This window comes from Rhizobium tumorigenes (assembly GCF_003240565.2).
In the GTDB taxonomy this organism is placed as follows: domain Bacteria; phylum Pseudomonadota; class Alphaproteobacteria; order Rhizobiales; family Rhizobiaceae; genus Rhizobium; species Rhizobium tumorigenes.
Window position 1 is genome coordinate 3543568 of record NZ_CP117255.1, and the last position, 12932, is coordinate 3556499.

Annotated in this window: 12 protein-coding genes; 3 read left to right on the plus strand and 9 right to left on the minus strand. The window is 60.4% G+C overall.

All coding sequences use genetic code 11. The features are described 5' to 3' along the window. The first annotated feature begins 20 nt into the window (after nucleotides 1-20). Complete coding sequence (locus tag PR017_RS17245) at nucleotides 21-1604, plus strand: peptide chain release factor 3 (RefSeq protein ID WP_111216208.1); 1584 nt, start codon at nucleotides 21-23, stop codon at nucleotides 1602-1604. Here PR017_RS17245 and PR017_RS17250 read toward each other — a convergent pair. Further along, on the minus strand, nucleotides 1583-2623 hold the full coding sequence (locus PR017_RS17250; RefSeq protein ID WP_111216922.1) for a helix-turn-helix domain-containing protein: 1041 nt from the start codon (nucleotides 2621-2623) through the stop codon (nucleotides 1583-1585). The two genes, PR017_RS17245 and PR017_RS17250, sit on opposite strands and share 22 nt — an antisense overlap. A 149-nt stretch (nucleotides 2624-2772) precedes the next feature. On the opposite strand from PR017_RS17250, the gene PR017_RS17255 reads away from it, so the two are divergent. Next, nucleotides 2773-3480, plus strand: coding sequence for a hypothetical protein (locus PR017_RS17255; RefSeq protein ID WP_111216209.1), 708 nt, complete (start codon nucleotides 2773-2775; stop codon nucleotides 3478-3480). Between the two features lie 32 nt (nucleotides 3481-3512). Here PR017_RS17255 and otsA read toward each other — a convergent pair whose 3' ends face one another. From otsA to PR017_RS17280, 5 genes are all read right to left on the minus strand, one after another. Further along, the gene (gene otsA / locus PR017_RS17260) at nucleotides 3513-4901 is read right to left on the minus strand and encodes an alpha,alpha-trehalose-phosphate synthase (UDP-forming) (protein ID WP_111216211.1); all 1389 of its coding nucleotides are present in this window, start codon (nucleotides 4899-4901) and stop codon (nucleotides 3513-3515) included. 39 nt (nucleotides 4902-4940) lie between these two features. Next, the gene (otsB, locus tag PR017_RS17265; protein ID WP_111216213.1) at nucleotides 4941-5735 is read right to left on the minus strand and encodes a trehalose-phosphatase; all 795 of its coding nucleotides are present in this window, start codon (nucleotides 5733-5735) and stop codon (nucleotides 4941-4943) included. Between the two features lie 171 nt (nucleotides 5736-5906). Then, nucleotides 5907-7139, minus strand: coding sequence for a CynX/NimT family MFS transporter (locus tag PR017_RS17270; protein ID WP_111216924.1), 1233 nt, complete (start codon nucleotides 7137-7139; stop codon nucleotides 5907-5909). Between the two features lie 41 nt (nucleotides 7140-7180). Further along, nucleotides 7181-7858 carry a FadR/GntR family transcriptional regulator gene (locus tag PR017_RS17275; RefSeq protein WP_111216214.1) on the minus strand — a complete coding sequence of 226 codons (678 nt, stop codon included), beginning with the start codon at nucleotides 7856-7858 and terminating at the stop codon, nucleotides 7181-7183. A 78-nt stretch (nucleotides 7859-7936) separates the two neighbouring features. Further along, nucleotides 7937-8848 (minus strand): pirin family protein, encoded by a 912-nt coding sequence (locus PR017_RS17280; protein ID WP_111216216.1) that lies wholly within the window; start codon nucleotides 8846-8848, stop codon nucleotides 7937-7939. 258 nt (nucleotides 8849-9106) lie between these two features. On the opposite strand from PR017_RS17280, the gene PR017_RS17285 reads away from it, so the two are divergent. Beyond that, nucleotides 9107-9925, plus strand: coding sequence for a class II glutamine amidotransferase (locus PR017_RS17285; RefSeq protein WP_111216218.1), 819 nt, complete (start codon nucleotides 9107-9109; stop codon nucleotides 9923-9925). Here the strand turns inward: PR017_RS17285 and coaBC are convergent. From coaBC to PR017_RS17300, 3 genes are all read right to left on the minus strand, one after another. Beyond that, the gene (gene coaBC / locus PR017_RS17290) at nucleotides 9912-11123 is read right to left on the minus strand and encodes a bifunctional phosphopantothenoylcysteine decarboxylase/phosphopantothenate--cysteine ligase CoaBC (RefSeq protein WP_111216220.1); all 1212 of its coding nucleotides are present in this window, start codon (nucleotides 11121-11123) and stop codon (nucleotides 9912-9914) included. The genes PR017_RS17285 and coaBC overlap by 14 nt on opposite strands. Before the next feature lie 113 nt (nucleotides 11124-11236). Next, nucleotides 11237-11857: a J domain-containing protein gene (locus PR017_RS17295; protein ID WP_111216222.1), complete on the minus strand. Its 621-nt coding sequence runs from the start codon at nucleotides 11855-11857 to the stop codon at nucleotides 11237-11239. Between the two features lie 137 nt (nucleotides 11858-11994). After that, nucleotides 11995-12891 carry a hypothetical protein gene (locus PR017_RS17300; protein WP_240538824.1) on the minus strand — a complete coding sequence of 299 codons (897 nt, stop codon included), beginning with the start codon at nucleotides 12889-12891 and terminating at the stop codon, nucleotides 11995-11997. Nucleotides 12892-12932: the final 41 nt, after the last annotated feature.

Consider the following 12932-nt stretch of genomic DNA (forward strand, 5'->3'; position numbering starts at 1 on the left):
AATTCACAGGATCCGATATCATGGCCGAAAGTCTCGCCGAGGCGGTCTCCCGCCGCCGCACATTTGCTATTATCTCCCACCCGGACGCCGGCAAGACGACGCTGACCGAAAAGCTGCTGCTGTTCGGCGGTGCCATCCAGCTGGCCGGCGAGGTCAAGGCGAAGAAGGACCGTATCCAGACGCGCTCAGACTGGATGAAGATCGAGCGCGAACGCGGCATTTCCGTCGTCACCTCGGTGATGACCTTCGAATACGACGATGTCGTCTTCAATCTGCTGGACACACCAGGCCACGAAGACTTCGCTGACGACACCTATCGCACGCTGACCGCCGTCGATGCCGCCGTCATGGTCATCGATGCTGCCAAGGGTATCGAACCCAGAACCCTGAAGCTGTTCGAGGTCTGCCGTCTTCGCGACATCCCCATCATCACATTCGTCAACAAGATGGACCGCGAAAGCCGCGATATCTTCGAGATTCTCGACGAGATCGAGGTGAAGCTGGCGCTCGATACCGCCCCGATCACCTGGCCCATCGGCCGTGCCAAGAGCTTCTGCGGTTCCTATCACCTTGCCAAGAACGAGGTTCGCGGCAACGATAAGGAGGCCGACACCACACCCGTCAACGGCCCGCAGGCGGTGGCCGAGCGGCTGCCGGAAAACGAACGCCAGGCGTTCATCGACGAACTGGATCTCGCGCGTGATGCCTGTCGGCCGTTCGAGCGCGAGGCCTTTCTCGAAGGTCACCTGACACCGGTATTCTTCGGCTCGGCGCTGCGCAACTACGGTGTGCGAGACCTGATCAATGCCCTGGCCGAGATGGCACCGCCGCCGCGCGACCAGGTCGCCGATATCAAGACGGTGCATGCCACCGATCCGAAGATGACCGCCTTCGTCTTCAAGATCCAGGCCAACATGGATCCTAACCATCGCGACCGTATTGCCTTCGTGCGCGTCTGCTCGGGCACGCTTGCGCGTGGCATGAAGGCGCGCCTGTCTCGCACCGGAAAGCAGATGAGCCTGTCCGCGCCGCAGTTTTTCTTTGCCTCGCAGCGCCACATCGCCGACACCGCCTTTGCCGGCGATGTCGTCGGCATTCCGAACCACGGCACCCTGCGCATTGGCGATACGCTGACCGAAGGCGAGGATCTGGTGTTCCAGGGCGTGCCGAATTTCGCCCCGGAAATCCTGCGACGCGTCCGTCTCGAGGATGCGATGAAGGCCAAGAAGCTGAAGGAAGCGCTGCAGCAGATGGCCGAAGAAGGCGTTGTGCAGCTATTTTCCCCGGAAGATGGTTCGCCGGCTATCGTCGGCGTCGTCGGCGCGCTGCAGCTCGACGTTCTGAAGGAGCGCCTGCAGGGCGAATATGGTCTGCCCGTCTCGTTCGAAATGTCGCGCTTTTCCGTATGTCGCTGGGTGTCTGCAGATGCACCCGCCGACATGGACAAGTTCGTCACCGCCAAGCGTGGCGACATCGCCCGCGATCTCGACGGCGACCCTGTCTTCCTCGCGCAGGACGGTTTCTCGCTGCGCTACGAATCGGAACGCTATCCGGCCATCAAGATGGTTGCCATCAAGGAATATCACGCCATCAAGGCGGCGTGATTTTTCGATCGCCAGAGCGTCGGGCTGGTTCCCGTGATCCGCAGGAATTCGCGGTTGAAGTTCGATTTGCTGAGAAATCCGGCATCGAACATGATGGATGTCACCGGCGCGTCCGTTTCTGACAGCAACCGGCACGCCTCGGCGATGCGGAAGTTGTTGACATATTGCGACACGCTGACGCCGTGCACGCGGTTGATCGCGATCGAGACACTGCGGGCAGGGCAATTCAGCTTCCGCGCCAGCCGCCCGAGATTGAGTTCCGTATCCCTGTAGAGCGCCTTTGCTTGCATCAGGGCATCGACAGCGGCAGCCGTTGCCGCAAGGTCTTCCGGCGCTGACCCGGCTATGGCGGACGTCGGTTCGGTTTCGTCGCGGTCGTGCACTGTGGCGCCGGAGCTTGCAACCGACGCTGCGGCGCCGAGCGCCAGCAATGCAAGCACATTTCCCACTGCCACCACTTCGCCGGCATGACTGCCATCGCTCCAGGAGAAATCAAGGCTGATGGCGATGTCGGCAACCGCGGACATGAGCACCGCTGCTGCGGTGAGCTGCAGGGAGCGATAGGACCTAAGCGCGCCGTCGAGACGGGAAGAGACCAGACCATCCGGCCCCGCCAGGCACAGCCCTGTCAGCCCCGCGCCATAGCCGAGAAACACCAGGATAATGAAGAGGCCTACCGGCTCCGGCCAGACGATCCGCAGCAGGACAACTGTGGCTGCCGGCAGGCAATGCAGCCATGTTGTCCATTTTCGAAAGATCGACCCTTCGCTCGCCAGATCGTAAAAACTCAAGAAAGCCAGTGTCGCGATAGCGGTGGCCAAGACGGCCTGGAGCGGCAGGACGGCTGAGATCCCGTAGCCCCAGCGCAGGCCAATCAGCACCGATTGCAATGCGTAGGCTGCGATCAGCAGCGCAAACAGGGGATGCTCGCGCAGGCCGTCTTCACTCCGCCTATGCATCTGCAGCAGCATCGTGAGGAGAAAGAGCGTCTCGACAAAGGGCAACGGGATAAAAATCATGGTGCGTTGTTCTGGCTGCTGAAACAGGATCAAAACGTCAGAATGCCCCGGATGGCGATCGAGGTCGACCCGGATCGCGTTCGAGGTCGCGACGGACAGTGATTTTCGTGAATTTGCGCTCAGCCCGATGGCGGGACCAGGAGCACATCATGAAACGAATTCTTTTGACAGGCATCGCCCTTTTCGTGGCTGCCACCATCAGCAATGCGACACAGCCGCCGAGCTTGCCGCTGGATATTTCCGGTATCACGGCCGTGGCCATTGGCGGTGAGGCCAGTTCCCTCGACATCACCACCGCGCCGGACCGACCCTATCTGGCAACCCTGATACGTCGTCGCTCGGGCTGGTTTGCGCGGTGGAATTCGATCTGGTCCTACGATGACTGCAGTTCTTCCAGCCGAATGTGGATCGAGGGCACGCTGTTGCACATCGATGTAGGCTCATCCACCTGGTTCGGAGTGTCCGATTGCAGCTACGACATCAATCTGAATGTCAAAAAGGATGCGGCAATCGCGATCCATCAGCAGGCGCTGAGCGCCCGACTTACCGGACAGTTCTCGGCGGTGACGATAGAATCGAAGGCCGCAGACGTCGCCCTGTCCGGCCACGCGGAAACGATTTCCGTCAACAGCGATGCGTTACGCCTGGGGATCGTCCTTGATTCGCCCGGCACGGCGCAAGCTGTCACCGTCAAGGCCCGCATGCTAGAGGCCGATCTCGACTTCTCAGCGGTACCGGAGCTTGCCTACGCCGTAACGGCAAAGGCATCCTTCGTCGACACGTCAAGACTATCCACGCCAGGAGCACCGGTCAGGCTGACGATTGCCGGCGAGTTGGTGCACGCGACGATCCGATGAATGCAAGCCTCCGCCCGTTGGCGATGGTGAACTCAGGCGGCTTCGTCTTGCTCGGTAAGATCCTTCAAAAAGTCGTCGCACCAGCGCACGACGTCGTGCTCGAGCAGATGCGTCATCATCCCTTGCCAGCGCTGGCGACGCTCCTCGAGCGGCATCTCCAAGGCCCTTGCTATGGCATTGGCCGTCGCCTCGACGTCGTAGGGGTTGACGATGATTGCACCGTAAAGTTCCCGCGCTGCTCCGGCGAAGCGGGACAACACCAGCACGCCGGGATTTTCAGGATCCTGCGCGGCGACGTATTCCTTCGCAACGAGGTTCATCCCGTCGCGCAGCGGCGTGACGAGGCCGATCTTTGCAAGCCGATAGAGGCCGGCCAGTACCGTGCGCGGGATTGAACGGTTGATGTAGCGGATCGGCACCCAGTCCACGGTGCTGATGGCGCCATTGACGCGGCCGGCCTGCTCGGCGACCATGCGCTGCATCTGCTCGTATTCCGGCACTTCCGAACGCGATTTCGGGGTGATTTGCAGATATGTAACCTTGCCCTGATGAGCGGCGTCGGCGGTGATGAAACGTTCGAATGCGTCGATACGCTGGGTAATGCCCTTCGAATAATCCAGCCGGTCGACGCCAATGATGAGGTCGCGACCTTCAACGCTTTGCCGCGCCTTACGGACCATGACGTTTGTCGCCGCCTTGGTCGCGAATTCGGCAAAGGCTGCCGTTTCGATACCTATCGAGTAATATCCGCCCTTGAACGTCCGTCCGTGCGCGCTGAACAGACCTTCACCGAGTTCGTCACCAATGCCTTCCCGACGCAGGCAGCCGGCGAAGTTCTCGAGGTCATGGTCGGTCTGGAAGCCGACAAGATCGTAGTGAGAGAGCCCGCGCATGATTTCCTCATGCACCGGCATGGTGAAGATCACATCGGCCGGCGGCCATGGGATGTGCAAGAAGAACCCGATCTTGTTCTTGAACCCCATCTGGCGCAGCTCTGCAGCCAGGGGGATGAGATGGTAGTCGTGAACCCAGATGATGTCGTCCGGCTGGATCAGCGGCGCCAGCCGGTGCGCAAAGAAGCGGTTGACGCGGAAATATCCGGCCATTTCCTTGCGCCCATATTCAGCGAGATCGAGACGGTAATGGCAGATCGGCCAAAGAACACGATTGGCAAAGCCGTGATAATATTCCTCGACGTCGGTATCTGTCAGATCCGTCAGCGCATAGGTGATCTTGCCCTGCTCATCCATGGTCAGCGGACCCGGCTCCGCATCGCCGCTGGAATTACCGGACCAGCCCATCCAGACGCCGCCTTGCGCTTCGAGCGCAATCTTCAGGGCAACCGCGAGGCCGCCTGCCGGTGCTGCACCGCCCTTTTCGGGCACGGGAACACGGTTGGAGACAATTATAAGACGGCCCATGGGGAAAATCCCTTCAGAAATTCAGTCGGTAGTGTGTAGTCAGGACGCAAGCTGCGCGAGAATCTGGCGAAGAATGGCCGGAGAGGCAACGCGGCTGCGTGCCTGGGTCTCGACGCTGTCGAGGCCGATGAACAGCGATTGCCCGCCGATGCGATTGACGGTGCGAAACATCGCTTCGTCGGTAAAGTCGTCGCCTGCCGCAAAGGCGCGCCTTCCCTTGAAAGGCGCCTCGTTCAGGAAGGCGGCGACGGCATCGCCCTTGCCGGCGCGAGCCGGGCGTATCTCGACGACCATCTTTCCGCGCTGCAGCGACCACTCCGGTCCCGCTTCCCGGAAGTAACGATCCATCATGGCTTCCACCAGATGCTGGCATTCTGGCGCAAGGCGGTAGTGGGCAGCCACGGCAGCGCCCTTGTCTTCCACGAGGACGCCGGGCCACTGGCTCGCTTCCTCCGTCATACAGCGCTTCATTTCGGTAAAGGCCGGCGTGACTGTTACCCGCTGGACATTGCCGGCGGCGTCGCGCCGCTCTGCGCCGTGCAGGCCTGCAACGGGGAACTGGAACGGATAGAATAGCGGATCAACGAATGACAGCGATCTGCCGGTTACCAAGGCCAGCGCGCCGCCAAGTTTCTTCGACAGCGCGTCAAGATCGTAGGGAAGGGAGGAAGGGACGGTGATTGAGCTTGGCGTTTCCGCCAGATCTACAAGCGTGCCGTCGATATCGAGGAAAAGCGCCCATTCGGAAGGATGGGCTGCCAAAGCCGATAGGGCTGTACTTTCCATTACCGCTGCGACGGTCGCCTCGGTTGCGGGTTGTGTTTGCTCAGACATGGCTACCTACTTATGGCGCGCTTGCCTCAAGGCAAGGCCGAATTGTGGTGAACAGACATTCTTTTGCTGCGCTGCAGCATTATTTGGTTGGCGCAGTTAGCATACCACCTAACCGACGGCGCACCACAATGTCCATCGACGAGAGCGCGCTTCGAGAGCTGAACGTCGGTATCACGTAGCCATCGGTACGCTTCTCGATTGCACATATTTCGACCTGCCGGCACCCCAGCCGTTGACGGCCGCGATGAGCCCGATAGCCACAAACAGGATGGCGCAGGGGCCGAAGCTTCCCGTCCAGCTGCGAATCAGGCCGACGATCAATGGCCCGACAGCGGCGAGCAGATAGCCGACGCATTGCGCCATGCCGGAGAGATGGGCGGCAACATGGGCATCCGGCGAGCGCAGAACGATAACTGTCATGGCAACCGCAATCAGTCCGCCCTGGCCTACCCCCTGGACGACGGCCCAGAGCCAGACGGTCGAAAGCGGCGCGAACAAAAGACCGAGCAGTCCGCCGACCGCAAAAAGGCAAAGTGCGACGTTGATGATCCGCTGGTCTTTGCCGCGTACAGCCAGATGCGGCATGAAAAGGCATGAGACAGCTTGCACCATGACCGATACCGAAACGATGCCCCCGGCAGTCATACCGTCCAGGCCCCGTTCCCGCAGGATGGGAGCCAGCCAGCCGAATACGCTGTAGGCCAGCGCCGACTGCAGGCCCATGAACAACGTTACCTGCCACGCCAGCGGATCGCGCCAGAGCCCCTCGACGCGAAACGCCGTCTTGCGCGCCCGGCTCTTAGTCGAGATCGCTTGCGGCAACCACAGGAGAGCGGTCGCCAGCGCTGGCACGGCCCAGACGGCAAGGGCAGCGCCGGTCGATCCGCCGAAAAGGCGTTCGGCCGGCAGGCTGAGGCCTGCGCCGCAGGCTGCACTGGCGCAGAGCGCCATGGTATAGAGGCCGGTCATCAACGCCGCCTTGTCCGAGAAGTCGCGCTTGACGAGGCCAGGCAGGAGAACGTTGCCAACGGCGATGCAGGCACCAGCCAGCCCCGTGCCGATAAACATAAGCGGGATAGAGCCCAGTCCGCGAAGGGCAATGCCGAGCGTCAGCAGGAAAAGGATAGCGAGCAGCGCCCTTTCGGCGCCCATGCGTTGTGCCAGTCTCGGCGCCAACGGGGAAAACAGGCCGAGGCAGAGGACCGGCACGGTGGTCAGCAGGCTGGCGCCTGTAGCCGACAGGTCGAATGTACTGCGAATCTCCGGCAGCAGCGCCGATGCGCTCGAAAACAGTCCGCGCAGATTGAAGGCGATCAGCACCAGGCTGATGCCAAGCACCAGACGCGAGCCCTTGGCGCTTGCGACCGGTTCCGGAGCATCGTCGATTTCGGCGTCAACCAGCATTGCGGTTTCGGCGGCCAGCGTGTCACGCGAGAGGGAGACGGTCACGAGAACAGGCTCCGATCGAGAGCGGCAATCACGGGTGCCATGAAACTCCGCACCGCCGCATCGGCCTTGTCGGGGTCGCCGGTCTCGATGGCGTCGACTATCGCTGCATGGGCCAGATGATCGGGTTCCGGCACGTCGGCGCCTATGCTGGCCTCGATGGTCTGCTGGATCGAGGCTGAGAAGAAGGCATAGATGTCGATCATCGCATCATTGCCGGAGGCGGCGATGACGGCCTGGTGAAAGGCGAGGTCACGGGCGACAAATCCGGTATCGCCTCTTCCCTGATGGGTGCCGCGCAAAGCCAGCAACTCGCGCAAGTTGGCGAGGACGGCCGGCGTATGCCGGAGTGCTGCGAGCCGTGCACCTTCGACATCCAGCGCGCACCGGGCCTCGAACCGGTCGCGCAGGCTTGCCCGCCGCGCCATGTCGAGACTATCCGTCCTGTCCACAGACGAGCGCAGATAAGTCCCGGATCCCTGCCGCGTTTCGAGGTATCCCTGCGAGACGAGAACGCGCACCGCCTCGCGGATCGTGCCGCGGCTGACCGACAGCATTGCCGAAAGCGCGGCCTCGTTGGGCAATTTCTCGCCCACAGACCAACGATTGGCTCGGATTTCACCGCGTATGATGTTGGCCGCGGTTTCGGCGAGGTTGCTTCGAGGGAGAGGTTGCATGATTCCATTAGTCATAAAGTCATCGGATGACTTTATGACTAATATGCCTCTTGCCGGCCGTCAACCCCTGTGGGCGCTTCAGTGGGCGGCTTTGATGAACGTGCCGTTTTGCAGTTCCTTCATCGCCTGCATGATTTCCTCGCGGCTGTTCATGACGATCGGCCCGTGCCAGGCAACGGGCTCCTGTATCGGCTTGCCGGAAACCAGCAGGAAGCGGATACCCTCGTCACCTGCCTGCACTGTGACTTCATCGCCGCTGTCGAAGACCACCAGAGTGCGATTGCCGGACATGTCGCGAATATTCAATTCCTCGCCATCGACTTCTTTCTCGACGCGGACGCCAAAAGGCTTGGAAGCATCCCGAAACGTCCCGGAACCGGCGAAAATATAAGCAAACGCGTTGCGATAGGTATCCACCGGCAGCCGTTTCCTGACACCCGGCGGGACGGAGACATCGAGATAGATCGGTTCGGCCGCAACGCCATCGACCGGTCCGGCCTTGCCCCAGAAATTTCCACAGATGATCCGCACAGCCGTGCCGTCATTGTCGATCACGAGGGGAATGTCCGTCGATTTGACGTCCTGGTAGCGCGGCGCGGTCATTTTCAACGCCGACGGCAGGTTCGCCCAGAGCTGGAAACCGTGCATGCGCCCGGCAAAGTCGCCCTTCGGCATTTCCTGATGCATGATGCCACTGCCGGCCGTCATCCACTGGATGTCGCCGGCATTGAGGTCGCCGCGATTTCCGAGGCTGTCACCGTGCTCCACCGTGCCCGCCAGCACGTAGGTGATCGTCTCGATGCCGCGATGCGGATGCCAGGGAAAGCCCCTTATGTAATCGCTCGGCACATCGTTGCGGAAGTCGTCCATCATCAGGAACGGGTCGGTGAGCGAAGGATCTCCGAAGCCGAAGACGCGGTGCAGCTTGACGCCCGCACCTTCCATCGCTGGTGTTGCCACACTCTCATACTTCACGGGACGAATGGACATCGCAGGCTCCACATTGCTTGATCACGCTGTCATACAACCAACCCGCCAATGTCGCGAGCTTGGGCTCAAGAACGCACCGTTCACAAAAAGAAATTGCTGCGTTGCAAAATCGTGATCTGACTTGCGTCAAAAATATGTCATGCTCAACGGCAAGCTGCGGAATCATTAAGGTTTTGTTATCCATTTCGCTCAACAATCGTCCTTGATTTCGACATTCTTCCGCCGGAGTAAAAGCAAGCGAGAATCGGAGCAGAAAGCATGTGTCGCTGGGCAGCCTATTGTGGAGACCCTCTCTATCTTGAGGAGCTCGTCTCGTCGCCGGCCCACTCTCTGATCGAGCAATCTCACTGCGCCACCCGCGCCAAGACAGCGACCAACGGTGATGGTTTTGGCATCGCCTGGTATGGCGACCGGCCTGAACCCGGCCGATATCGCGACATCCTTCCGGCCTGGTCAGATTGCAATCTGAAGAGCATGGCGCGGCAGATCCGCTCGCCATTGTTTCTGGCCCATGTTCGCGCCTCCACCGGCGGCGGCACGCGCCGCGACAACTGTCATCCGTTCGTGTGGGACAACTGGTCCTTCATGCACAATGGCCAGATTGCCGATTTCGAGCGCCTGCGCCGTCCCATGGAAGCCATGCTCGACGACGAGCTGTTCAACGCCCGCTCCGGTACGACGGACTCCGAGCTTTTGTTTTTGCTGGCGCTGCAGTTCGGTCTTTGCCGGACGCCGATGTCGGCTATGGCCGATACGATCAGCTTTGTCGAAGGCCTCGCCGAGCACATTACCGGTACGGCCTTGGTGCGCTTCACCGCCGCCTTTTCCGATGGCAAGTCTCTTTATGCCATCCGCTATGCCACGGATCGCAAGGCACCGACGCTCTATGCCGCTCCGCTCGGCGCCGGCAAGGGCTACTGCCTCGTGTCTGAACCGCTGAACGACGACATCGACAGCTGGGCCGAGATCCCGAATGGCAGCGCCGTGACAATCACGCCTGCCGGTGTCGATGTAGGTGTTTTCCTACCTGAAAAGCGCGAAGTGGCAAAATCGGTCGAGCTGGCTATTCCGGCCTGAACCGCTCGGCTATCAGTCCCGCCAGCTTTGCTGCAACCTCTTCCTTGCTCATCTCGGGCCACGCCTCCGTGCCTTCAGAGCTGATCAGCGTCACGCTGTTACGATGGCCGCCCATGATGCCGGTGCCGGGAGAGACATCGTTCGCCACGATAAGGTCGGCACCCTTGCGGGCAAGCTTGGCCTTGCCATTGGCGTCCACATCCTGTGTCTCTGCCGCAAAACCTATGACGAACGCAGGGCGCATAGGGTGATGGCTGATCGTCTTCAGGATGTCAGGGTTTTCGACCAGCGACAGGCTCGGCAGCGGCTGGCCTGCGACCTTCTTGAGTTTCTGGCTGGAGGCAGTTTCAACGCGCCAGTCTGCGACAGCGGCGACCATGACGGCGATGTCGGCCGGCAATGCCTTTAAAACGGACGAAAGCATCTCCTCTGCGGCCTCGACATGGATTGTCTGAACGCCCGACGGATCGGGGATCGATACCGGGCCGGACACCAGCGTCACGTCGGCGCCGAGATTGGCCAGCGCTGCCGCGATCGCATGGCCCTGACGGCCTGAAGAGCGGTTGGCAATATAGCGGACGGGGTCGATGGGCTCGTGCGTCGGGCCTGATGTGACGATTGCGGTGCGGCCTGTAAGCGGCAGTGGTCGGTCTTGAAGCCATGCTTCCACGGCGGCAACGATCTGCAGCGGTTCCGCCATGCGTCCGGTGCCGGCCTCGCGGCTTTCGGCCATTTCTCCGGCCATCGGTCCGATAAAGCGAATTCCGTCGCCCTGAAGGGTTGTCACATTGCGCGTCGTCGCTGCGTGCGACCACATCCTCGGGTTCATGGCCGGTGCCACCAGCACAGGCTTGTCTGTAGCGAGCAGGATGGTGGAGGCGAGGTCATCGGCAAGACCGTGCGCCATCTTGGCCATCAGGTCTGCGGTTGCCGGCGCCACGATCACCAGATCGCATTCACGCGCCAGGCGGATGTGGCCGACATCCTGCTCGTCCTGGCGGGAAAACAGGTCGGTGTAGACGTGGTCGGCGGCAAGCGCTCCGACAGCAAGCGGCGTGATAAACTGCTGCGCTCCGGCCGTCATCACCGGGCGCACGGACGCGCCGCGTTCACGCAGACGACGAATGAGGTCGAGGCTCTTATAGGCCGCGATACCACCGGAAATGATGAGAAGGATGCGTTTGCCCGAAAGAACCATCGTCTGAACCTGTCGCCTGGGTTGTTCACAACACCTAGGGCTTCGACTGGCAACATGCAATCTTCGCCAGAGACGGGGAAGAGACCTGTAGCGTCAAAGCTCGCGGGCTCGTATCAGCAGAAACCGTTCAGCTTCAGGATCTTGTGGGCCTCGATTGCGGCCTGCAGGTATGTCTCCGAGCCGCGATCGCCTTCGTTGGCGTCGGGGTGGTGAAGCTTCAGCTGTTCCTTGTACTTCGCCTTGATCTCTGCAGCCGTTGCCGTCTGCGGCAGGCCGAGCGTCTCGAATGCCTTGGCTTCGAGCGTCTTCAGCTTGCGACCGCGCACCTGCGGCTCGTATCGGTCGGCACTGTTGCGCTTTGCTGCGGGACGTTTGAACTTATAGGCCTGTGCCGCACCCGATTTCACCTCGGACTGCGCTGGCGCGTCCTGCGCACCCTTGTTGACGCCCATGCTCCATGTCGGCCGCCCGCCGGTTGCGGCTTCCCGCTGATATCGAGCTATCTCCGCGTCGGAGAGGCCGGACATGAAATTGTAGCCCTTGTTGTATTCCTTGACGTGCTCGAGACAGAACAGAAAGAATTCTCCCTCTGCCTCGCGGCCGACCGGTGCACGATTGGTGCCCTTTTTGTCGCAACCGTCCCAATGGCATTTCGGCCCGGAATCGTCGGGTTGCGAGGCAGGCCTCTTGCGTTTTGTGCGGATGCTGTCGAATATTTTTGAATCAAGTCCCATGCCTCCTTATGCAGGCAAGAGCCGTTTGCGGCAAGAACCGCAGAAAAAAAACATGCGGGATATGGATCCAGCTGCCCGCCATTCAGGTCGCAAAACGCCGGTTGCATTCCATTTTCAAATGGCCGTCACACGCGGCGTCAGCCCACGTCCAAATCTATCAGCTTTTCTTTTTCGGCTAGAAAACGACTGATATTCGACTTGCCTTTGACGGTCCAGAAGGCGCTATCGGGCTCGTAGTCGTATCCCATCAGCTTATCCGGTATATCGATGACTGAGAAGTCAGGGAGATACCGAGGTGCAAAGCTGCAGAGGTAATAAGGCAGTATCTGATCGATGTGGTATTTGGGATTATAGGCAAGAGCCGCTGCGAGGCTGCTGGCGAGCGTCTCTGAAAGCCGGAGGGAGCCTTTCGAGCCGTTGAAAAATACGGCCGATGCCAGCACCCTGTACCAGGGCCTTCGCATGCCACGCCTGAAGATAAAGCCGCCACTTGTCGTTGCGCTGTCGCAGCCAAAGAGCCTCCACGGGAGCATGTTCATCACCGCGTCGACATCAACGATCAGCAGCCGCTTTACACCCCTCTCCAGGATCAACGGGGCGAGAAGAAAACGCGCAGCGGTGTAATAGATCTGTTTGTGCGAGAGTTTGTCGGCAAGCAGGCATCTGTCGATTGTAAATGTCAGCGTCACAAATTTCAGATCGCGCTGCAGCGCTCGGGCCCGTTGAACAACCTCGTCGGAAGGTTCGAGCAGATGAATATGCAGAGGCTGCGTTTTGCCGAGGCGTTCGATGGATTTGATGAGCGAGATTGCGAATAGGTTGAAATAGGTATCGTTGCACGCGGCCAATATCACATCCGGGCCATCTGCGGGATCAGGAAACGCCCCCGAGATTCCCTTTGCAAATATCTCCCGCGGCTTTTTGCCCGCATCTGCGGATCGCAATGTTTTCACCGCGATGCGTTTCAGTACCCAACGAGAGAAAAGGCTATGGCGCTTGTCGAGCTTTCCGTCGGTCTTTCGAAAAAGTGGCAATAAACACATTCCATGCGAAGGCGATTTTGGTTTGGATTCCC

What these genes read in the sequence shown, in the direction of transcription:
- PR017_RS17255 (WP_111216209.1), top strand. Translation starts at nt 2,773, where the DNA reads ATGAAACGAATTCTTTTGACAGGCATCGCCCTTTTCGTGGCTGCCACC.
- PR017_RS17250 (WP_111216922.1), bottom strand. Translation starts at nt 2,623, where the DNA reads ATGATTTTTATCCCGTTGCCCTTTGTCGAGACGCTCTTTCTCCTCACG.
- otsB (WP_111216213.1), bottom strand. Translation starts at nt 5,735, where the DNA reads ATGTCTGAGCAAACACAACCCGCAACCGAGGCGACCGTCGCAGCGGTA.
- PR017_RS17280 (WP_111216216.1), bottom strand. Translation starts at nt 8,848, where the DNA reads ATGTCCATTCGTCCCGTGAAGTATGAGAGTGTGGCAACACCAGCGATG.
- PR017_RS17270 (WP_111216924.1), bottom strand. Translation starts at nt 7,139, where the DNA reads ATGCTGGTTGACGCCGAAATCGACGATGCTCCGGAACCGGTCGCAAGC.
- PR017_RS17295 (WP_111216222.1), bottom strand. Translation starts at nt 11,857, where the DNA reads ATGGGACTTGATTCAAAAATATTCGACAGCATCCGCACAAAACGCAAG.
- PR017_RS17285 (WP_111216218.1), top strand. Translation starts at nt 9,107, where the DNA reads ATGTGTCGCTGGGCAGCCTATTGTGGAGACCCTCTCTATCTTGAGGAG.
- otsA (WP_111216211.1), bottom strand. Translation starts at nt 4,901, where the DNA reads ATGGGCCGTCTTATAATTGTCTCCAACCGTGTTCCCGTGCCCGAAAAG.
- PR017_RS17245 (WP_111216208.1), top strand. Translation starts at nt 21, where the DNA reads ATGGCCGAAAGTCTCGCCGAGGCGGTCTCCCGCCGCCGCACATTTGCT.
- coaBC (WP_111216220.1), bottom strand. Translation starts at nt 11,123, where the DNA reads ATGGTTCTTTCGGGCAAACGCATCCTTCTCATCATTTCCGGTGGTATC.
- PR017_RS17275 (WP_111216214.1), bottom strand. Translation starts at nt 7,858, where the DNA reads ATGCAACCTCTCCCTCGAAGCAACCTCGCCGAAACCGCGGCCAACATC.